The sequence below is a fragment of the Paractinoplanes lichenicola genome (assembly GCF_016785085.1).
GTDB classification, from domain to species: domain Bacteria; phylum Actinomycetota; class Actinomycetes; order Mycobacteriales; family Micromonosporaceae; genus Actinoplanes; species Actinoplanes lichenicola.
In genome coordinates this window covers 246,583-265,193 of the sequence record NZ_JAENHO010000001.1, presented here as the reverse complement: position 1 = coordinate 265,193, position 18,611 = coordinate 246,583, and the positions used below count along the sequence as shown (strand labels likewise).

17 protein-coding genes are annotated in these 18,611 nt (G+C 69.6%); 10 read left to right on the top strand and 7 right to left on the bottom strand.

Going from position 1 to position 18,611, the window contains the following annotated elements:
* Positions 1–85: 85 nt before the first annotated feature.
* Complete coding sequence (locus JKJ07_RS01270) at positions 86–2,344, top strand: SGNH/GDSL hydrolase family protein (protein WP_202989279.1); 2,259 nt, start codon at positions 86–88, stop codon at positions 2,342–2,344.
* Between the two features lie 49 nt (positions 2,345–2,393).
* Here JKJ07_RS01270 and JKJ07_RS01265 read toward each other — a convergent pair whose 3' ends face one another.
* Entirely contained in the window at positions 2,394–4,166 is a 1,773-nt protein-coding gene (locus JKJ07_RS01265) for a serine/threonine-protein kinase (protein WP_202989278.1), read from the bottom strand.
* Between the two features lie 393 nt (positions 4,167–4,559).
* Between JKJ07_RS01265 and JKJ07_RS01260 the strand changes: the two genes are divergently transcribed.
* On the top strand, positions 4,560–5,012 hold the full coding sequence (locus tag JKJ07_RS01260; RefSeq protein WP_202989277.1) for a hypothetical protein: 453 nt from the start codon (positions 4,560–4,562) through the stop codon (positions 5,010–5,012).
* A gap of 89 nt (positions 5,013–5,101) precedes the next feature.
* Here the strand turns inward: JKJ07_RS01260 and JKJ07_RS52165 are convergent, their stop codons facing one another.
* Positions 5,102–5,434: a DUF2256 domain-containing protein gene (locus JKJ07_RS52165; protein WP_202989276.1), complete on the bottom strand. Its 333-nt coding sequence runs from the start codon at positions 5,432–5,434 to the stop codon at positions 5,102–5,104.
* 148 nt (positions 5,435–5,582) lie between these two features.
* On the opposite strand from JKJ07_RS52165, the gene JKJ07_RS01250 reads away from it, so the two are divergent.
* From JKJ07_RS01250 to JKJ07_RS01230, 5 genes are all read left to right on the top strand, one after another.
* Positions 5,583–7,733, top strand: a complete 2,151-nt coding sequence (locus tag JKJ07_RS01250) for an alpha/beta fold hydrolase (RefSeq protein WP_202989275.1) — start codon at positions 5,583–5,585, stop codon at positions 7,731–7,733.
* A complete protein-coding gene (locus tag JKJ07_RS01245; protein WP_202989274.1) occupies positions 7,718–8,809 on the top strand; it encodes a nucleotide disphospho-sugar-binding domain-containing protein in 1,092 nt (363 codons plus the stop codon). The genes JKJ07_RS01250 and JKJ07_RS01245 overlap by 16 nt, the downstream gene beginning before the upstream one ends.
* 561 nt (positions 8,810–9,370) lie before the next feature.
* Positions 9,371–9,682, top strand: a complete 312-nt coding sequence (locus JKJ07_RS01240; RefSeq protein ID WP_202989273.1) for a hypothetical protein — start codon at positions 9,371–9,373, stop codon at positions 9,680–9,682.
* Between the two features lie 85 nt (positions 9,683–9,767).
* Positions 9,768–10,592: an SDR family oxidoreductase gene (locus tag JKJ07_RS01235; RefSeq protein ID WP_202989272.1), complete on the top strand. Its 825-nt coding sequence runs from the start codon at positions 9,768–9,770 to the stop codon at positions 10,590–10,592.
* Between the two features lie 15 nt (positions 10,593–10,607).
* Positions 10,608–10,835 carry a zinc-ribbon domain-containing protein gene (locus tag JKJ07_RS01230; RefSeq protein WP_202989271.1) on the top strand — a complete coding sequence of 76 codons (228 nt, stop codon included), beginning with the start codon at positions 10,608–10,610 and terminating at the stop codon, positions 10,833–10,835.
* Here the strand turns inward: JKJ07_RS01230 and JKJ07_RS01225 are convergent.
* Positions 10,827–11,486 (bottom strand): GntR family transcriptional regulator, encoded by a 660-nt coding sequence (locus JKJ07_RS01225; RefSeq protein ID WP_202989270.1) that lies wholly within the window; start codon positions 11,484–11,486, stop codon positions 10,827–10,829. The two genes, JKJ07_RS01230 and JKJ07_RS01225, sit on opposite strands and share 9 nt — an antisense overlap.
* Before the next feature lie 139 nt (positions 11,487–11,625).
* Between JKJ07_RS01225 and JKJ07_RS01220 the strand changes: the two genes are divergently transcribed.
* The gene (locus JKJ07_RS01220; RefSeq protein ID WP_202989269.1) at positions 11,626–12,786 is read left to right on the top strand and encodes a carbohydrate-binding protein; all 1,161 of its coding nucleotides are present in this window, start codon (positions 11,626–11,628) and stop codon (positions 12,784–12,786) included.
* Positions 12,787–12,808: 22 nt separating this feature from the next.
* Here the strand turns inward: JKJ07_RS01220 and JKJ07_RS01215 are convergent, their stop codons facing one another.
* Positions 12,809–13,753 (bottom strand): C45 family autoproteolytic acyltransferase/hydrolase, encoded by a 945-nt coding sequence (locus JKJ07_RS01215; protein WP_202989268.1) that lies wholly within the window; start codon positions 13,751–13,753, stop codon positions 12,809–12,811.
* A gap of 152 nt (positions 13,754–13,905) precedes the next feature.
* On the opposite strand from JKJ07_RS01215, the gene JKJ07_RS01210 reads away from it, so the two are divergent.
* Positions 13,906–14,691 (top strand): SAM-dependent methyltransferase, encoded by a 786-nt coding sequence (locus JKJ07_RS01210; protein ID WP_202989267.1) that lies wholly within the window; start codon positions 13,906–13,908, stop codon positions 14,689–14,691.
* Here JKJ07_RS01210 and JKJ07_RS01205 read toward each other — a convergent pair.
* Together JKJ07_RS01205 and JKJ07_RS01200 are read right to left on the bottom strand one after the other, a co-directional pair.
* A complete protein-coding gene (locus tag JKJ07_RS01205; protein ID WP_202989266.1) occupies positions 14,681–15,571 on the bottom strand; it encodes a fructosamine kinase family protein in 891 nt (296 codons plus the stop codon). The genes JKJ07_RS01210 and JKJ07_RS01205 overlap by 11 nt on opposite strands.
* 198 nt (positions 15,572–15,769) lie before the next feature.
* Positions 15,770–17,128 carry a cellulase family glycosylhydrolase gene (locus JKJ07_RS01200; RefSeq protein ID WP_202989265.1) on the bottom strand — a complete coding sequence of 453 codons (1,359 nt, stop codon included), beginning with the start codon at positions 17,126–17,128 and terminating at the stop codon, positions 15,770–15,772.
* 145 nt (positions 17,129–17,273) lie between these two features.
* Between JKJ07_RS01200 and JKJ07_RS01195 the strand changes: the two genes are divergently transcribed.
* Complete coding sequence (locus JKJ07_RS01195; protein ID WP_202989264.1) at positions 17,274–17,984, top strand: helix-turn-helix domain-containing protein; 711 nt, start codon at positions 17,274–17,276, stop codon at positions 17,982–17,984.
* On the opposite strand, the gene JKJ07_RS01190 is transcribed toward JKJ07_RS01195, so the two are convergent.
* The gene (locus JKJ07_RS01190; protein ID WP_202989263.1) at positions 17,969–18,541 is read right to left on the bottom strand and encodes a dihydrofolate reductase family protein; all 573 of its coding nucleotides are present in this window, start codon (positions 18,539–18,541) and stop codon (positions 17,969–17,971) included. The two genes, JKJ07_RS01195 and JKJ07_RS01190, sit on opposite strands and share 16 nt — an antisense overlap.
* Between the last annotated feature and the right edge of the window lie 70 nt (positions 18,542–18,611).

Sequence of the window (18,611 nt, the reverse complement as noted above, 5' to 3'; positions counted from 1 at the left end):
TGCGATGCTCAAGGCCGTGACCCGATGCCGTCCGCACCCCGTCATTGATGGAATGCGTCCGGCCATCTCGTCATGAGGAGTTCCCTTGGCATGGAAGATCAAGTCCGGCGCGGCCGTTCTCACGGTATTGGCCGCCGGCACAATAATCGCAGTCGATCTGCGTGATCCGGAGCCGGCCGCCGCGGCAACCGCGAATTTCTATGTGGCGCTGGGCGACTCCTACTCGTCCGGCGAAGGTACCTATCTCGCAAATTCCGGTTATGACAAAGGCACGACGGAGAACTGTCACCGCAGCGACCTCGGATGGGCGCGGATGCTCACCACCGACCCGGCGCTCAACCTGACGCTGGGCAACGGGCAGTCTGCCATCGCCGGGCACATCGCCTGCTCGGGCGCGGTCAAGAAGCACCTTGTCTCGGAGGGGCAGCACTCGGACCGTTCCCAGGTGCAGCAGCTCGCGGCCATGAGCCCACGACCCGCGCTGGCCACCGTGACCATCGGCGGCAACGACGCCGGTTTCTCCACCGTGGCCAAGGCCTGCTTCAAGAACTACAAATGCTTCGACGAGATCTCGTCGGCCCGCAAGAAGATCGAGACGATGGAGCTCCGCAGCGTCTACACCACATTGCGAAGCCACGTCGCCAACGGCCGGCTCGTCGTCGTGGGATATCCCCGGCTCTTCGACACCTCATTCGCCGCGTATACGAAACACTGTTCCTGGGCGCCGTTCGAGTCGCTGGGCAAGATGAACGATCTTGTCGTCGCCATGAACAAAAAGATCCGGGCCGAGGCCGACGCGGCCGGCGTCGACTATGTCGACGTGCAAGAGTCCCTCAAGGGCCACGAACTGTGCACCGGCAAGTCTTGGGTGCGGAGCATCACGATCGCCAGCGGCAAATACAACACGCTGTCCGCGCATCCGCTGCGCGAGGGACAGGCAGCCATCAGGGACCGGGTCGCCACGTATCTGCGGGGGCGTCCGGTGCTCCCCGCGCCGCCTGTTCCCGGCCCGGCGCCGGTACCCGTACCCGGCAACCGGAAGCCGGTCGCGGCGTTCCAGTACTCGCGGCTGACGGGGGCCGGCAACCGGGTCGCCCTGGACGGCGGCTCCTCATCCGACAGCGACGGCACGATCACCGCCTGGGCCTGGTCGACCGGCGGGCGCCAGTTCGCCACCGGACGAACCGCAACGGCCTCGTTCGGGAACGCCGCCACCCCGGCGGTGACGCTGACGGTGACCGACAACAGGGGTGCGACAGCGAGCGTGACCAGGACATTGTCGCTGCCGAACCGCAAGCCCGGCATCACGGTGGTCACCCCACGGAAGGGCACCGTCGTGGGCGACACCATGCCGTCGTTGAGCGTCGCCGCAACCGACCCGGACGGCGATCCCCTCACCGCCACGTTCCGGGTCACCGGGCCGTCGGTCGAGCTGTCCTCGGCGCAGACCGGCCTCACCTGGAAGGTGCCCCCGCACCGGCTCGACCCCGGCGCCGAGTACCGGGTGACCGTCACAGTCCGCGACCCGAGCGGCCAGACGGCCACCGGTGCCACGTCGTTCACTGTAGCGATGCTGCCCACCTCCTCGGATGTCGTCGCCACGTCGACCGGCGGCGGCTACTGGCAGGTCGACTCGTACGGCGGCGTCTTCTCCTACGGCGATGCGCCGTTCCACGGTTCGCTGCCCGGCTTGAACGTGCGCATCACCAACATCATCGGGATGGCGCGGACCCCGGACAACGGTGGTTACTGGCTGGTCGGCAGCGACGGCGGAGTGTTCGCGTTCGGCAACGCGGGCTTTCACGGCTCGATGGGCGGCAAGCCGCTCAGCAAGCCGGTCGTCGGCATGGCGGTCACCCCGACAGGTAAGGGCTACTGGCTCGCGGGGGCCGACGGCGGAGTGTTCGCATTCGGCGACGCCGGGTTCTTCGGCTCGATGGGCGGCAAGCCGCTCGACAAGCCGGTGACCGCGATCGGCAGCACGGCGAGCGGGCGCGGTTACTGGCTGGCCGCCGAGGACGGCGGGGTGTTCGCGTTCGGCGACGCCGGGTTCTTCGGCTCGATGGGCGGCAAGCCGCTCAACAAGCCGGTCGTTGACCTGGACGTCACGCCGGACGGCGGCGGTTACTGGATGACCGCTGAGGACGGCGGCGTGTTCGCGTTCGGCAATGCCGGGTTCTTCGGCTCGATGGCGGGCCGCCCGCTCAATGGCCGCGTCACCGGGATGTCAGTGACGCCGACCGCGGTCGGCTACTGGCTGAACGGTTGCGACGGCGGCATCTTCGCATTCGGCGACGCAGCGTTCCGCGGGTCCCGACCGACGTACCAGTGCCGCGGGGTCTGAGAGTAGCGGGAGGTTCAGGGGGCGGCCGGGATTACCGACAGGCGGCTTCTTAGTTGGAACGAACTTCCATGTCGGCGAAAGACACCTCGGCCGGCTTGACCGGGTCGTTGTTGAATACGCCGAGTTGGACCTGGCCTGAGGCCAGGCCGGGGTCGGCGACTGATGCCTGTACGGCTGGGTTGTTGTCGACTGAGACGGTGGCGTGCATGGCGCTGATCGTGATGGATAGGTTGTGGGGTGCGTTGGGGGTCAGTGGGACTGCGGAGGTGCGGCCGAGTGAGGTCAGCACCGCGCCGTTTCGCTCTTCGAGCTCGAGGGTGTCGGCGCAGGCAGTTAGTTGGTAGCCGCGGGTTTCGTGGTGGCGGAACCAGACCATGGCGCAGGAGTCGTTGCCGAGCAGGCTGAGGTTGACGGTGATGGTTTGGTCGCCGCTGAACTCGTCAGTCGGGCCGGGGCACTGGTAGGTCGACCGGCCGGCGACTCGTACGTGCAGGCGGGAGTTGCGGAACGTGCAGCTGCCGCCGTCGGCCGCGCTTTCGTGGAAGCGGTTCGGGGCGGTCAGCGGGTCGGAGAACGACGGGCCGCGTCGTTCCGCCACCGGTGACGCCGCGTCGGGATGAAGGTCCGTCGTCGTTGTGGCCCCGGTCGACGAATTGTTGCCGGGGTTCTGGGCGGAGGCCAGGGCGACGCCGGTGCCCGCGGACAGGAGCAGGATCGCAGCGCCTAAAACTATTCGCCGGCTCCGGCCGCGATTCGGTTTTCCGCTCGCGTGTCGGCGGTTCGGCCCCGAATGGGAGCGATCGCGCCGCGCCGGGCCGAGGCGGCGATCGGCCGAGGGCGACATCGGCGCGGCCACGAAAGGGGGCTGCGACGGGTTCTCGGCGATGATCTGTTCCAGCAGGTCGCGGGCATCGAAACGGCCGGCGCTCCGGCGGTCCTGCAAGGCGGGCAGGACCGGTTCGGCCGCGATGGGGCTCGGTGCGTCGACGGTGAGCAGCGTCGGCGTCTGTACGAGGAGCAGCCGTTGCAGCAGTTCGTTCGAGGTCGGCCGCTTGCCCGGGTCTTTGTCGAGCGCCTCGGCGATCAAGTCGGCCAGCGACGCCGGAAGGCCGTACAGGTTTGGCGGCTGGGTGAGGACCTGGGTTACGACGGCGGCTGGGGTGTCGCCGCCGAACGGGGCGCGGCCGGTGCCGGCGAAGGCGATCACCGCACCCCAGGCGAAGATGTCGGCCGCCGGCGAGTCGGGACCCAGGCTCGAGTCGAGCCGTTCGGGCGCCATGTAGCCGACGGTGCCCATCCAATCGCCCGGCCGGGTGTAGTGCGTGCTGCCGCCGAGGGCGCGGGCGATGCCGAAGTCGATCACCTTGGGCAGGCCGAGTGAAAGCAGCACGTTGGCCGGTTTCAGGTCGCGGTGGATGACGCCGGCGCCGTGGATCGCGGTGAGGGCGGCCGCGACGCCGACCGCCACGCTGTGCAAGTCGCCGGGCGCCATCGGGCCGCGCTCGTCGATCATCTCCTGCAGGCTGGGGCCGTCGACGTATTCCACGACCAGGTAGGGGGCGTCGCTGTCGGAATCGGCGGCGAGGACGGCGGCGGTGCAGAACGACGGAACCTCGCGGGCACGGTTGACCTCGCTGCGGAACCGGGCCCGGAACTCGTCGTCGTCGGCGAATTCCGGGCGGATGACTTTGACCGCCACCGGCTGCCCGTCGGGGGCGCGGCCGAGGTAGACGGTGCCCATCCCGCCCTCGCCGAGGCGGGCGAGCAGGTGATAGTCGCCGAGCCGCCGTGGGTCTCCGGGCCGGAGCGGCCTACTGGGCATGTGGAGCGGTCCCCGTTCTGAGATTTCTTCATGAAAAAGTGCGAACTGACCTGGGTACGGGAGCATACTCATCGATTGCTGCGGAGGAGGTTACCCGCATGTGACACCTATCCGACCAGCCAGAGTCGGCTATTTTTAGTTACTCGCAAGTAGTGGCAGGCCAATCTGGCGAACCGGTTAAGTAAAGACCCCTTACCCCTCTGCATAGGGTGAGGGCGGCGCTACCGGCCGCGACATTCCGGAACATGAAAGCTGTTGACGGGATGCCAACAGAATCCCTTGTCGTCGCATCCAGGAAATTTAAAAATGACGAGCGTCGATCTCTCGTGAATTTATCGGCGGCAAGGACATCCGTACGTCGGTGTCTGCTCAGTGACCTGCGATCATGCCTGGATGGCCCGCGACATCGTGTTCTTCCTCGCCCCTGATAACGTGACTGCCGCTACGACGTATCTGCGGGGGCCGGGTGTGGGCTTAGATTCGGTGAGCTGCCGTTTTCTAGAGCCGGACACGGCCATTGCCGAGTGGGACATGTTTTTCGAGGCGCCTTCGGCCGAAGCGCCGACGGACGAGCAGCTTTTCAGGTGGGTATGGCCGGACTATGTCCGAGAGCCGATGAACGATGGCGTTGAGATCTTCGCTGTGCCGGCGCGGCTGACCCGGGCGCTGGCAAACGCAAGCCCGGCTGAGTTGGAAGAACTCGCGGGCCGCTGGATCGAACGCCTCCGGGCTGCCGACGGGGACGACATGACCGACGATGATCTGCCGGCGGTTCTGCGGGAGGTTGCCCGTCTCGCGAAGACCGCGATGGAAACGGGTGGCGGCCTCTACAGCTGGAGCTATTGACCGCCCGCTCCGTGACCACTACCGCACGAAGCAGGACCGGGCCGTCGTCCGCGACGACAGTGGGCGAGCCGCGCACCGCCGTAAACGCCTTACGGCTTGCTGATGTCGACGTCTCCCCGGGCGGTGCTCGGATCCACCGGGTGTCCGTTCTGGAGCCATCGAACCCGTCCTGCCGCCGCCAGCCGACGGGCGGCTCGCCGCACATCTTCCCGCTCACCGTTGATGCCGGTGAGCGGGAAACGCCGCGTACGGTCGAGCGCAGTCAAAATTTGGACCTCCAGATCCCGGTCACTGTCGCGAAGACCGCGCCGGCGGCACGCGCTGCTGCACCAGCGGACGTTGTCCCAGTCGTCGGCCCAAGCCTTGCGCCAGGTGATCGTTCGTCCGCACGAGGCGCAGGTCTTGGATTCCGAAGGGGCCACAACGCCGATGCTAGTCAAACCGGCCGGCGAGGCCGTTCCGCTCCATGTCGCCAGCGGGCAGGCGGCACCGCGAAAACATCATGCCCGGGCGGGACCCCTCGGGCGCGTGGTGTCCGGTTTACGCCTGAATGGGCGTTACTGTGGCTCGGTGCTGAAGACCTATCGGGGGACGGTCCGGGCGCTGGTCGTGGGGGATCAGGGGCCCGCCGTGGTGCTCTGCCCGGGGCTGGTGGGCTCGGCCGACGACTACGCGCCGGTGCTGCCGGCGATCGCGGCAGCCGGGTTCCGGGCCATCGCCTACGACTTCCGCGGCCACTACGACGAGAGCGGCCACTACGACGAGAGCGGCCACTACGACGGGAGCGGCCACTACGACGGGAGCGGCCACTACGACGAGAGCGGCCACTACGACGAGAGCGGCCACTACAACGGGAGCGGCCACTTCGACGAGAGCGACGACTTCGACGAGCCCCGCGGTGGCGGCGAGGCCGTCGACGAGCGCGCGCACAGTGTTGAGCGGCATGCGGAAGACCTGCTGGCGGTGGTGGAGGCGTTTGCGGGTGGTGAGCCGGCGCACGTAGTCGGGCATTCGCTCGGCGGCTTCGTGGCCAGGGCCGCCGCGTTGCGTGAGCCGGCCAAGTTTCGGTCGTTGACGATGGTGGCCTGTGGACCGCAGATGTCGAGCGAGCGGCTGCGGGCCACCCTGCTCAGCTTTGACGAGGCGCTGCTGACCCAGGGGGCCGGGCTGATGTGGCCGGTCATCGCCCGGATCCTGCCCGGCAACGATGCCGAGCGGCGCGGGCTGTGGCGGCGGCGGCTCGACAGCGTACGGCTGCCGTTCTTGTGCGGAATGCTGCGGTCGCTGGCGCACGAGACCGATCGCAGCACCGAGTTGCGCCGGGCCGCGTACCCGAAAATGGTGTTGCACGGCGCGCGGGACCGCAGGCTGTGGCCGCACGCCGAGATGGCGGATTATGCCGAGGCGGCCGGCGCGTCGCATGAGATCGTGCCGGAGAGTGGGCACAGTCCGATGCTGGAGCGGCCCGACGAGACCGCCGACCGGCTCGTCGCGTTCTGGGGCGAGGCCGATCGGCAGCGGGCGGAGCGACTGTGCCTCGAGATCGTGCGTCCGCGTGCGGCCACGGACCCGTACCCGATCTATGCCGCCCTGCGTGCGACGGCCCCGGTGACGCTGCTCGATCGGCCCGGGCTGGGGTCCGCGGTGTTTCTCACCCGCCATGCCGACTGTCATCGGATGCTCAACGATCGCACCTGTGTGGCCGTGGGTGAGGCGCCCGAGCAGCTGCCGCCCGGGTGGGACGCGGGGTCGTTCCGGGCCGCGGCCCTGCGCTCGTTCCTCGTGCGCGAAGGTCAAGCCCATTCCCCCGTACGGTCGTCGCTCGCCCGATCGCTCGGTCCGCGCCGGGCTGACGGCTATCGCGAGGACGCCGAGCAGATCACCGACCGGCTCCTCGACGAGTTCGCGACGCGGCTGGCCGAGGGCGTGGTCAACGCGACCGAGGCCCTGGCCGTTCCGTTCGCGTCGCTGACCACGGGGCGCATGTTCGGGCTACGCGACGACGAGGCGCTGCGCCTGGGTGAGCTGGTCGGCGCCATGTCCTGGGTGCTCGAGCCGTCAAGCACACCGCGGCAGCGGGCGGGGCTCGAGGACGCCGGGGCGGCGATGCTGTCCGAGCTGCGCGGCCGCCGTACGGGTCTGGCCGGTGTCGTGCACGATCAGCACCCGGGCGATGAGGAACGCGGGCTCGGCGACGTGGCGATGCTGTTCGGGGCCGCGCACGACTCGCCGGCCAGCCTGATCTCGGCGGCGCTGCGGCTGCTGCTGGCTCACCCGGAACAGGCCGCCCTGGTGCGCGACGACCCCGCGCTGGGCGATGCGTGCGTCGCCGAGGTGCTGCGGCTCGACCCGCCGGTGCAGATCGCCGTACGGGTGGCGACCGAGCCCCGCCGGTACGGCGACGTCGACGTCCCGGCCGGCACCAAGGTGCACGCCGTGCTGGCCGCGGCCAACCGCGACCCCGAGCACACCGACGAGCCGGACCGGTTCCTGATCACCCGTACGGTCCGCGGGCCGTCGCTGAGCTTCGGGGCGGGCCGGCACTACTGCCCGGGCGCGGCCGTGGCCCGGATGCAGTGCGCGGTGCTGCTGACCCGGCTGCTGCAACGGTTTCCGGAGCTGCGGGCGGCCGGGCCGGTCCGCTATCGGGCGCCCGGCACGATGCTGCGCCGCATCGACGACCTGCCCGTGTCGTTGGAGAGTGCATGCGTGTCTTGCTGACCGTCAACCCGGCCGCGAGCCACTTCTTCACGATGGTGCCGCTGGCGTGGAGCCTGCACCTCGACGGTCACCAGGTGATCGTGGCCGCGCCGCGGGTGCTGACCCAGTGCATCCGCCGGGCCGGGCTGACCGCCGCGGTCGCGGGCGGGGACGCGACGTTCTTCTCCTGCTGGCCCGGCGGCACCCCGCTGACCGGGCAGCCGATGACCGACCTGACCGTCTTCGCGGCCGTGGCCGAACGGATGCTCCCGGACGTGCTGGCCCTGACCCAGTCGTGGCGACCCGACCTGATCGTCAGCGACCCGGTCGAGTTCGCTGGGCCGGTCGCCGCGGCCAAGGCCGGCGTGCCCTGGGTACGCCACGAGTGGGGCCTGCCCGTGCCCGAGCACCTGATGGCGGCGGCCCGGGCCGAGGTCGCCGACCGGCTGGCCGCCCTGGGCCCGGCCGACGAGCCCATCGCCGTTGTGGACACTTGCCCGCCCAGCTTGCGGGCCCAAGCTCCGGGGCCGACTGTGCGGCCGATGCGCTACGTGCCCTACAGCACGGCCTGCACCGCCCCGGGCTGGCTCAGCGCCCCGCCCGAGCGGCCCCGGATCGCGGTGTCGATGGGCACCGTGCCGATCGCCGAGGGCGTCGACGGGCTCACCGCCGCCGTGCGCGGGCTGGCCGACCTGGATGCCGAGGTGATCGTCTCCGGCAGCGGCGCGGAGGCCCTGACCGACCTGCCCGCGAACGTCCGCCGCATCGGCTGGGTGCCCCATCATCTGCTCCTGCCCGGTTGCGCGCTGCTCGTGCACCACGGCGGCTCGAACAGCGCGATGGCGGCACTCACGGCTGGGGTCCCGCACCTGGTCATGCCGCAGATGGGCGACCAGTTCGAGATCGCCGACCGGCTGACCGGGGCCGGGGTGGCCCGCACGGTGCCGTTCGACGGCCGGACCCCGGAGGCGGTCGCGGCGGCCGCTCGGGCCCTGTTGAGCGAGTCGGGACATGGCCTGCGCGCCGCCGCGCTTCGCGTTGAGATCGCGGCCATGCCGTCCCCGGCCGCGGTGGTCACCGACGGGTTCAGCTCCTGATCGGTCGACGCTCAGCGTGGTAAGTGAGTACTCACATCGGTTGTCTGGTTGGGCGATCCGGGCGTTGCGGTGCGGGTTATCGGTTGGGGCTGAGTTTGGTAAGTGAGTACTCACTACGGCTGTTTCGTCGGGTGGTCCGGCGTTGCGGCGCGGTTCATCAGTCGACGCCCAGCTTGGTAAGTGAGTACTCACTACGGCTGTTTCGTCGGGCGGTCCGGCGTTGCGGCGCGGTTCATCAGTCGACGCCCAGCGAGGTAAGTGAGTACTCACTACAGCTGTTTCGTCGGGTGGTCCGGCGTTGCGGCGCGGTTCATCTGTCAACGCCCCTGCGAGGTAAGTGAGTACTCACATCGGCCGACTTGTCGGGCAGTCCAGCGACGCCGCTCGGTTCATCGGCCAACGCCCAGCGAGGTAAGTGAGTACTCACATCGGCCATCTCATCGGGCAGTCCAACCATGCCGCTCGGCTCATCGACCAAACGCTCAGCATGGTAAGTGAGTACTCACTACCACCAGCGGGGCATCACGCTCGGCTGCCCGTTCGACCATGGAGGACTGACACGTGCCCGACCGGCCCGAGATCGTCTGCATCTGCGGCTCCGTTCGCTTCGTGGACGAACTGAGCGCGGCGAACCGGGCGCTCACCCTGGCCGGGGTCATCGTCGTCGCGCCGAGCGTCGCCCCGACCGGCGGGGACGAGCCGATCACCGACGAGCAGAAGACCGCGCTGGGCGCCCTCCACCTGCGCAAGATCGACCTGGCCGACCGGGTTCTGGTCGTCAACCCGGGCGGATATGTCGGCGAGTCCACGAGCCGGGAGATCGCCTACGCCCGCGCCACCGGCAAGCCGGTCTCGTTCACTGATCCTGTCTGACCGACGTGGGCGCACCTCCCTGATCCGCGCTACAGTGAGGTGACGAGACGAACCGTCTCGTCTCGCACTTGGGGAGGAGCACAAGATGCGTACGTGGTTCATCACCGGTGCCAGCCGCGGACTGGGCCGGGCGTTCGCCGAGGCCGCGCTCGAAAGGGGCGACCGGGTCGCCGCCGCCGCCCGCAACATCACCACAAACGAGCGCCATCACGACCGGCTACTTCCGCTGACGCTCGACGTGACCGATCGCGCTGCGGTCCACAGTGCCGTCGACCGGGCGGCCGAGCATTTCGGCGGGCTCGACATCGTGGTCAACAACGCCGGCACGATGTCGATGGGCATGGTCGAGGAGTTCACCGAGGAGCAGGCCCGGGCCCAGTTCGAGGTCAACTTCTTCGGCGCGTTGTGGGTCAGTCAGGCCGCGCTGCCGCATCTGCGCGCCCGCGGCGCCGGTCACATCGTGCAGGTCTCCAGCATCGCGGCGCTCGGCGGTTTCCCCAGCACCGGCCTCTACAGTGCGAGCAAGTTCGCCCTCGAGGGCATGAGCGAGGCGCTGGCCCTCGAGGCGGCGACGTTCGGGGTCAAGGTCAGCATCGTCCAGCCCGGCGGCTACTGGACCGACCTCTATCGCGACATGACCTCGACTACCCCGAGCGACGACTACGCCGGTCTGCGGGCCGAGCTCGAGCGGCAGTGGGCCGAGGGCTCGGTCGACAGCGAGCCCCGTCTGGCCGCCGAGGCGCTGCTCAAGCTGGTCGACAGCGACGAGCCGCCGCTGCGCCTGCTGCTCGGCAGCATGGTCTACGACGTCGCGTTCGACCTCACCCAGCGGCGCCTCGACACGTGGGCCGGCTGGGAGAAGGTGAGCCGGGCGGCCGAACACGCCGTCCCGGAGCCCGAGCGCGGCTGACGTACCGTTGGCAGGGTGTTCTTCATCTTCGGACTGCGCAGCAAAGACAAGATCGTCGGGTCGCGGGCCGGGCACTGCGAGGTGTGCGGGGCCATGGCGGCGCAGACGCTCGTACGGCGTACGACGAAGTTCAGCCTGTTCTTCGTGCCGCTGTTCCCGGTCCGCCCGGCTCGCCACTACGTGATGTGCACGAACTGCGGCCGCTCGCGTAATGCCGCTCGCGAGGAGCTGGTCTCAGCCTGATTCGGGGCCGAAGCGCAGGTGCTGGGTGATGCGATAGCGGTCGCCGCGATAGACCGAGCGGGCATGCTCGATCACCCGGCCCTCGGCGTCGCGGGTGGTCCGCTCGAACAGCAGCGCGGGGGAGTGCGGCGGCACCTCGAGCAGCCGGGACTGGGCGGGCGTGGTCAGCGTGGGCTCGGTGGTCTGCACGGCCTCGGCCGGGACGACGCCGTGGTGGTCGCGCAGCCGCTGATAGAGCGAGTCGCCCGTGAAGTCGGCCTCGGTCAGGCCCGGCGCGACGGCCAGCGGCACCCGGATCTCCTCCAGCGCCATCGGGCTGCCGTCGACGATCCGCAGGCGTAGCGCGCGGACCATCGCGTCCGGCGTCGTCACCGCGTACTCGAGCAATTCGCTTTGCCAATCGCCCTCGGCCGGGGGCAGGTCGGCCGACGACGGCACCTCCTGCGAGATCTTGCGGAGGTTGCGGAACGTGCCGCGGCCGTGGCGCCGCACCAGCAGACCCTCGCGGGTCAGCTCCTCGATGGCGATGCGTAGCGTCGGGCGCGACGTGCCGAGCCGGACGCTGAGGTCACGCTCGGAGGGGAGCGGTTCACCCGGGGTGACCGTGCCGACGATCTCGCGCAGCCGCTCGCGCACCTCGGTCCGCCTCATCGGGCCAACTCTGCCGGTTCATCCGGGCCGAGTCACCTGTGCCACGCCTTAAATCGACCCAAGCATATTGACGTACGCCGTTGACGTGGGGTTCTTTACCAGTGGTCAACTTTCCCCCACGTAGAAGGGCCCCACCCCCATGGGCCGCACCCGAAAGATCGTCCTGGGCGCCACCGTCGCCTCCGTCACCGTCGCACTCGGCGTCGCCGCGACCTCGTCCAGCAGCGCGGCCGCGGCGTGCGGCGCGCTCTTCGACGACTTCAACTACAGTTCCCGTACGGATCCCGCCCTCACCCAACGAGGCTGGAGCATCCGCACCGCCAGTGGTGGCCCGGGCGTCCCCGGCGCGGGCTGGCGCGCCGACAACGTCACCTTCCCCACGGTCGACGGTCAGAAGGTCGCGCAACTGACCGCCACTACCAACGGCACAGCGGCCGGTACGTCGCACGCCGAGTTCTCGCAGAGCCAGCGCCGCTTCCTGGCCGGCACCTACCTGGCCCGCGTCAAGTTCGCCGACGCCCCGGTCAGCGGCCCCGACGGCGATCACGTCAACCAGACCTTCTACACGATCTCGCCGCTGGCCGCGCCGATGGACCCGGCCTACTCCGAGCTGGACTTCTCGGAATATCTGCCCAACGGCGGCTGGGGCGAGGCCGGGCCGATCAACTATCAGACGAGCTGGTACACGTACGTCCCCGAGCCCTGGTACGCCGACAACCAGCACAGCCAGCAGGCCCGCAGCATCGCCGGCTGGCACGACGTCCAGGCCACGGTGGGCGACGGCCACGTGAAGTACTACATCGACGGCGTGCTCGTCGGCGACCACTCGGGCAAGGTCTACCCCCGCCAGGCCATGTCGATCGACTTCAACCAGTGGTTCATCGACCTGGCCGGCCGGGCCGCCGGGGCCACCGCGGTCTGGCAGCAGTCCGTCGACTACGTCTTCCACGCCAAGAACCAGATCCTCACCCCGGCCCAGGCCACCGCCGCGATCTCCTCCTACCGCGCGGCCGGCACCACCCACACCGACACGATCGCCATCGCCGGCGACTGCACGGTGACCACCCCGCCCGCAACGACACCCCCGACGACCCGCCCGGCCACGCCCCCCACGACTACGCCTCCCACAACGCAGCCGACCACGCCCGCACCGAGCGGCACCGCGTGGGCGCCCGGGGTGGCGTACGCCCGGGGTCAGGTCGTCACCTACCAGGGCAAGCGCTACGAATGCCGGATCGCCCACACGTCGCTGGTCACCTGGGAGCCGCCGAACGTGGCAGCCCTCTGGCTGCCCCTGTAGCCCGCGTTCGATCGACTTCCGTTCAGCTGGGCCGGCCCAAGGTCACGGTGCGGGATCCCGGGGTGAAGTCGGTGAAGGACTGGTGCCAGGAGTCGCCGGGCCAGTAGTACGTCACGCGGCCGTCGGCGGGCCGGTAGTGGGCTGTATAGAGCGTTCTCGAACCCTGCTCGTCGACGGATCGGTAGAGGGGCGGCTGCAGCATCGCCGCCACGTTCGTGCCTGCGGCGCGGATGGTGCGCAGCCGCTCCTGCGTCCGCAGGGTTCGTTCCTGCTCGTCGGTCACCGGCAGGTGCTGGTGATTGGCGGCGCAGGCATCCGGCGCCGGCGTCGGTGCCATGTCCGGCCCCACGAACATTGTCACCGCCTTGGTGGGATCGACGAGGGTGAGGTTCTGGGGGACGGCGATCGGGAGAGATCGCAGCCTGCCGACCGCCTCGTCGACGGTGTCGCACGTCTCGAGCAGGTAGCGCACCACGATGAGAATGGCGAAACCACGTCCGTACGCGGAACGTCCGCCCCAGGTGAGCGAGATCGCGAGACCGGCGTCGTTCATCCCGTCCAGCAGGCCCCACAGCATGTCCTGCATCCCGATCACGGGGCGCAGGTAGCGGGAGGAGGCGATGGTCCCTTCGCACTGATCGGGCCGTAGGTCATAGTTGCGCAGCAGGGTGCCGTTCCGGGCGATCTGGGTGCACGCCTGGGAGAACGGCCGCAGTGCCGCGTGGGTGAGGAAGGCTTCCGCCTCGGGCCGGTCGAGCTGGCCGGCCAGGCGGTCGAGAACCGGGACCAGTTCCGGCATGTGCGCATGGAACAGCGCCCGAACCCGATCCGCGCCCTCCGGAGTCCGGCCCTCCTCGGTCAGCAGGCCCGCCATCTCCGGCCACAGGCTTTGGGCGTACGTCTTCCACCGCCCGTCGCCGCCGTCGCCGACCTCGATCGCCCGGAAGGTCTTGTGCTCCTGCCGCACGGCTGCGACTCCTCCCCGTGAGATTCGGCCGCGGTGAGGGCAACGTAGCCAATCGCGGGGTCAATCACCAGGCGATCCACTCGGCTTCTTCCGGCCGGGGCTCGCCGGTGCCACCATGTGAGGTCCGGACACTGTGGACTCAGGGGGAGAGCGTGACGGACCCGCGTTTGAACACGAACGCGCCGCACTCGGCGAGGCTGTGGAACTACTGGCTGGGCGGCACCGACAACTTCCCCGTCGATCGGGAGGCCGGGGACGTGATCGCCGGGATCCTGCCGTCGATCGTCACGCTGGCCCAGGAGGATCGGAAGTTCTTGCGCCGTTCGGTGCGGCATCTGGTCGGCGAGGGCGGGATCCGGCAGATCCTCGACATCGGGGCCGGGCTGCCGACCGCCGACAACACCCACCAGGTGGCGCAGGCCGTCGCTCCGGACACGCGGGTCGTCTACGTCGACAACGATCCGCTCGTGCTCGTGCACGCCCTGACGCTGCTGGCCGGCACCTCCGAGGGCAAGACCGAATACGTCGAGGCCGACCTCAACGATCCCGCCGCGATCCTGCGCGCGGCCACCGGCACGCTCGACTTCAGCCGGCCGGTCGCGATCACCCTGCTCGGCATCCTGCACTTCCTGCGCGACGACGAGGCCGCCCTAGCCGCCGTACGCACCCTGGTCGACGCCGTGCCGTCCGGCAGCTACCTGGTCGTCGCGCACGGCTGCGACGACATCAACACCGACGAGGCCAAACGCATCGTCGACTTCTGGAACGAACGCGGCACCCCGAAGATCAAATATCGCAGCGCGGAGCAGATCGGCCGCTTCTTCGACGGGTTGCGCCTGCTCGAACCCGGCGTCGTCCCGTGCAACCGCTGGCGCCCGGACGCCGAAACAGGCGACGTCGACGTCAACCAGTTCTGCGGGGTGGCCGTCAAGGATTGAGTCCCCTCGCTCTGAACGGCGCCAGCGTGGCCCGGATCGTCTCGGCGGCGCCCCAGTCGTCGTCGAACTGGGCCACGACCGCCAGATGCTGGCGCAGCTGGATGATCGGCATGCGGGCCCGCCACTCGGCGTCGAGTCCGGTGAGTTCGGCATAGATGTCGAAGAACCGGTGCGACTCCGGTGGCGGGACCGTCGTCCAGAGGTGCGCCAGGTCCACCTCGGCCCAGGCGTATGACACCGCCGGGTCGATCAGCGCCGGCCGCCCGTCCGTGGTGGCCAGCACGTTCTGGGTCCACAGGTCGCCGTGCGTCAGGCAGGCGGGCCGGTCGGGCAGCAGGTCGGGAAGCCGATCACACAACCGTTCCAGCGCGAGCCGGTCGGCGGGTTCGAGTGCGGCCTCGACGCGCGGTTCGGTGAGCCAGCGAAGCAGCCGGCGCTCGGCGAAGAAGGCGAAGCCGTCGTCGGACCACGTATTGACCTGCCGGCGGCGACCCAGCCAGTTTTCACGGTGCCACCCGAAGCGGGGGTGGACCGTGTTCGTGTGCAGGTGGGCCAGCGCGTGGGCCAACTGCTCCCAGAAGGATTCCGTGGCCGGCCTCGGCCGCAAAAGCGACAGCACGAGCACCTCGTGGTTCGCCACCAGGACGTCGGGTGTCGCCAGCCCGCCGAGCTCACGCAGGGCGGCCAGCCCTTCGGCCTCCGCGACAAAAGCGCTGGTGCCCGTTGCTTCGGCGAAGGCTTTGACGAAGACCGGCGGCCCGTTCCTGCGAAGAGCTCTCCCCGCGAGCGCGGCCAGCCCGCCGCTCACCGGCTCGACGGTGACGACGTCGTCGATCCCCGCCCGCGACAACCGCTCCGCCAGAAGAGCCGCCGAGGACATCTGCAGTGGTCTCCTTCGGCCGGGCGTACCGGATCTTCCGGTCTCAAGACGACCATCACAGCACATCGGCTTCACTCGGTGCCCCTGCACTGGGGCCGCTCCGGGTGGTTGGACCGGGCCCGGAGCGGCCGTGTGTCGCGGGACCCCGATCCGATCAAGCCGCTCTGTCGGGCGATCTTGACGGGGCCATGGAGTGCGTCAGGCGGCGGCGCAGGTCACGGCGGTGGGCGCCGTGTTGGTGCCGGTGCTCGAGGCGGTGAAGCCCCAGGTCGCGTTCGCCCCCGCGGCCAGAGCGCCGTTGTAGGGCATGTTGCGGGCGGTGATCGCGCTGCCCGAGGTGGTCACCGACGCGTTCCAGGTGTTGGTGAACTGCTGACCGCTCGGCCACGTCCACGTGACGGTCCAGCCGCGGATCGCCGCCGAGCCGGCGGTGACGGTCACCGCGCCCTGGAAGCCGCTGCCCCAAGAACCGGTTACCGCATAGGTAGCCGTGCACGCGCCAGACGCGGGCGGGGTGGTGGGAGGCGTTGTCGGGGGAGTGGTCGGCGGCGTTGTCGGCGGGGTGGTGCCGCCGTAGATGGTCGCCTCGCGTGCCGTGGCCTTGATGCCGTTCGCGCCGTTGAAGATCCGGGTGCCCCACGTCGTCAGCTGGGCCGGGTTGAAGCCGGTGACCATGTCGAGATACTCGACGCCGCCGCCGTTGCCGCTCCACGACCAGCCCAGATAGCCGATGCCGCGGGCCTGGGCGGTGGCCAGGATCGTGTCCTCGTCGGGGTTGCCGTCCGAGTGGTTGAAGCCGAACTCGCCGATCACCAGCGGCAGCCCGGCCGTCTGGAACCGCCCGATGTAGTCGGTGATCTCGGCCGCCGTGTCGAACACGCCGTACATGTGGATGCTGAAGATCGTGTTGCGCTGCGGGTCGGCGGCGAACACCGAGGCCGCGTTGTCGCGCATGATGAACTGCCAGTCCTGGCCCCAGTTGGGCGCGTCGACCATCAGCGCGTGCGCGAACCCGGCGGCCCGCAGCCGGCTGATCGCGGTCTTGGTGTCGTTGATCCAGCCAGTGGCGTTCTGGTTCCCGTACGGCTCGTTGCCGATGTTCAGGACGACGTAGTTCTCCTGCCCGTCCAGCGCGCTCTCGATGCCGATCCAGTAGTCGGTCGCCTTGGCCAGGGTCGTGGCCGCCGCGTCCTCGCCGTAGCCGGTGGTGTCGTGGGCCTCGAGCACGCAGATCAGCTTGAGCCGCTTGCACTCGGCGATCACCCGGGACACGTCGGCGGCGTCGTTGCGGGTCCACCGGTCGCCGGTGCTCAGCACCACCCGTACGGTGTTGGCGCCCAGGGCCTTGATGTCGGCCAGCGACGAGAACCGGTCGGCGTACCAGGTGTGCGCGTGGTTGACGCCGCGCATGACGAACGGGTTGCCGTTGGCCTCGAGGATCTGGGTGCCGCTGACCTTGATGCCGGTCGCCGCGGCCGCGGGCTGGGTGGCGACGGTCAGCGCCAGCCCGGCCGCCGCGGCCAGGGCGGCGAGTCCGGCCAGCCATCTTCTTCGCATGTTCACGTGGTCACCTCGGGGATAGGGGGACTGGGAGCGCTCCCAAAGCCTGCGTGAGCGTGACAGCGTTGTCAACCATTCGGAAACATCGATGCAATGCCGCGAGCGGTGTGTCAGGCGAACCGTTTCCCGTACGCTTCGGCGAATGCACCTGCGATTCCGGACGCGCGAGTCGGATTCGCCGTGGGTCAGCGAGGTTTGGACCTGCACGAGTGAGCGGGTCAGCGCGATGACGTCCGTGGCGGGCGTGCACTGGGGCCTGGTGTTCTGGCAGCAGCACGGCCGCTCGTACGCCGCGGTCACCGGCCCCGAGACCGGCCCCAGCGCGGCGCCCGTGCCCGAGGGCGCCACGTTCGTCGGCATCCAGTTCGCCGTCGGCACGTCACTGCGCATCATGCCCACGCCGGCCCTGGTCAACGGTGGTCTCGACTTGCCCGGCGCCACCGGCCGGTTCTTCTCGCTGGCCGGCGACCGCTGGGAGACCCCGGGTCCCGACGACGCCGAGGCCCTGGTCGACCGGCTGGTCCGCGCCGGCGCCGTCGTCCGCGACCCGCTGGTGACCGAGGTCCGCCGCGGCGGCCGGCCCGACGTCACCCCGCGCACCCTCGAACGCCGCTTCCGCGCCGCCACCGGCCTGACCCGGGGCACGGTCCACCAGATCGAACGCGTCACCGAGGCCTCGACGCTGCTGGCCGCGGGCACCCCGGCGGCCGATGTGGTCACCGGCCTCGGCTACTTCGACGAGCCGCACCTGGCCCGCGCCCTGCGCCGCTACGTCGGCCGCACCTCGAAACAGCTGCGCGCGGGCGCCGGCGGCGCGATCTCGCTCAACCTCGAGGGTCAGTTGACGTCGTAGATCAGCTTGAGGATGCCGTTCTTGTAGGCCTCGGAGGAGCGCAGGGTCAGCATGCGCTTGTCGTTGTCCGCCCGGCTGAACAGGCTCTTGCCCGCGCCCAGCAGCACCGGGAAGACCAGCAGGTGATAGCGGTCGATCAGGCCCGCCTCGGAGAGCCGCCGGGCCAGTTCGGCGCTGCCGTGGATGAAGATGGCGCCGCCCTCGCCCCTCTTGAGCTCGGCGACCTCGTCGGTGGAGCGCAGGATCGTCTGCGGGCCCCAGCCGTCGACCAGCGCGTCCTCGGACAGCGAGCTCGACACGACGTACTTGGGAAGGTCTTTGTAGTCGGCGTGGTCGGCCGAGCCGGGCCAGACCGCGGCGAACGCCTCGTAGCTGCGGCCGCCGAACATCAGGGCCGACGTCTCCGCGAGCTCCTCGCCCTTGATCGTCCACGCCTCCGGCACGAACTCGAGGTCCTGAAAGACCCAGCCGCCGCTGCGGTGACCCTCGACCACGCCGCCGGGGGAGTCGATGACACCGTCGAGCGACATGAACCCCGTGTACACAATTTCACGCATGGCCCCAGCGTAGAAAACGATCACCGCGCCGTCTTGGACGAAAACGACAGCGATTCAGTGTCCGTCCAGT

Coding starts and splice junctions, on each gene's coding strand:
- JKJ07_RS01265 (WP_202989278.1), bottom strand. CDS start 4,166: ATGCCCAGTAGGCCGCTCCGGCCCGGAGACCCACGGCGGCTCGGCGAC.
- JKJ07_RS01260 (WP_202989277.1), top strand. CDS start 4,560: ATGGCCCGCGACATCGTGTTCTTCCTCGCCCCTGATAACGTGACTGCC.
- JKJ07_RS01245 (WP_202989274.1), top strand. CDS start 7,718: ATGCGTGTCTTGCTGACCGTCAACCCGGCCGCGAGCCACTTCTTCACG.
- JKJ07_RS01235 (WP_202989272.1), top strand. CDS start 9,768: ATGCGTACGTGGTTCATCACCGGTGCCAGCCGCGGACTGGGCCGGGCG.
- JKJ07_RS01225 (WP_202989270.1), bottom strand. CDS start 11,486: ATGAGGCGGACCGAGGTGCGCGAGCGGCTGCGCGAGATCGTCGGCACG.
- JKJ07_RS01220 (WP_202989269.1), top strand. CDS start 11,626: ATGGGCCGCACCCGAAAGATCGTCCTGGGCGCCACCGTCGCCTCCGTC.
- JKJ07_RS01205 (WP_202989266.1), bottom strand. CDS start 15,571: ATGTCCTCGGCGGCTCTTCTGGCGGAGCGGTTGTCGCGGGCGGGGATC.
- JKJ07_RS01200 (WP_202989265.1), bottom strand. CDS start 17,128: ATGCGAAGAAGATGGCTGGCCGGACTCGCCGCCCTGGCCGCGGCGGCC.
- JKJ07_RS01195 (WP_202989264.1), top strand. CDS start 17,274: ATGCACCTGCGATTCCGGACGCGCGAGTCGGATTCGCCGTGGGTCAGC.
- JKJ07_RS01190 (WP_202989263.1), bottom strand. CDS start 18,541: ATGCGTGAAATTGTGTACACGGGGTTCATGTCGCTCGACGGTGTCATC.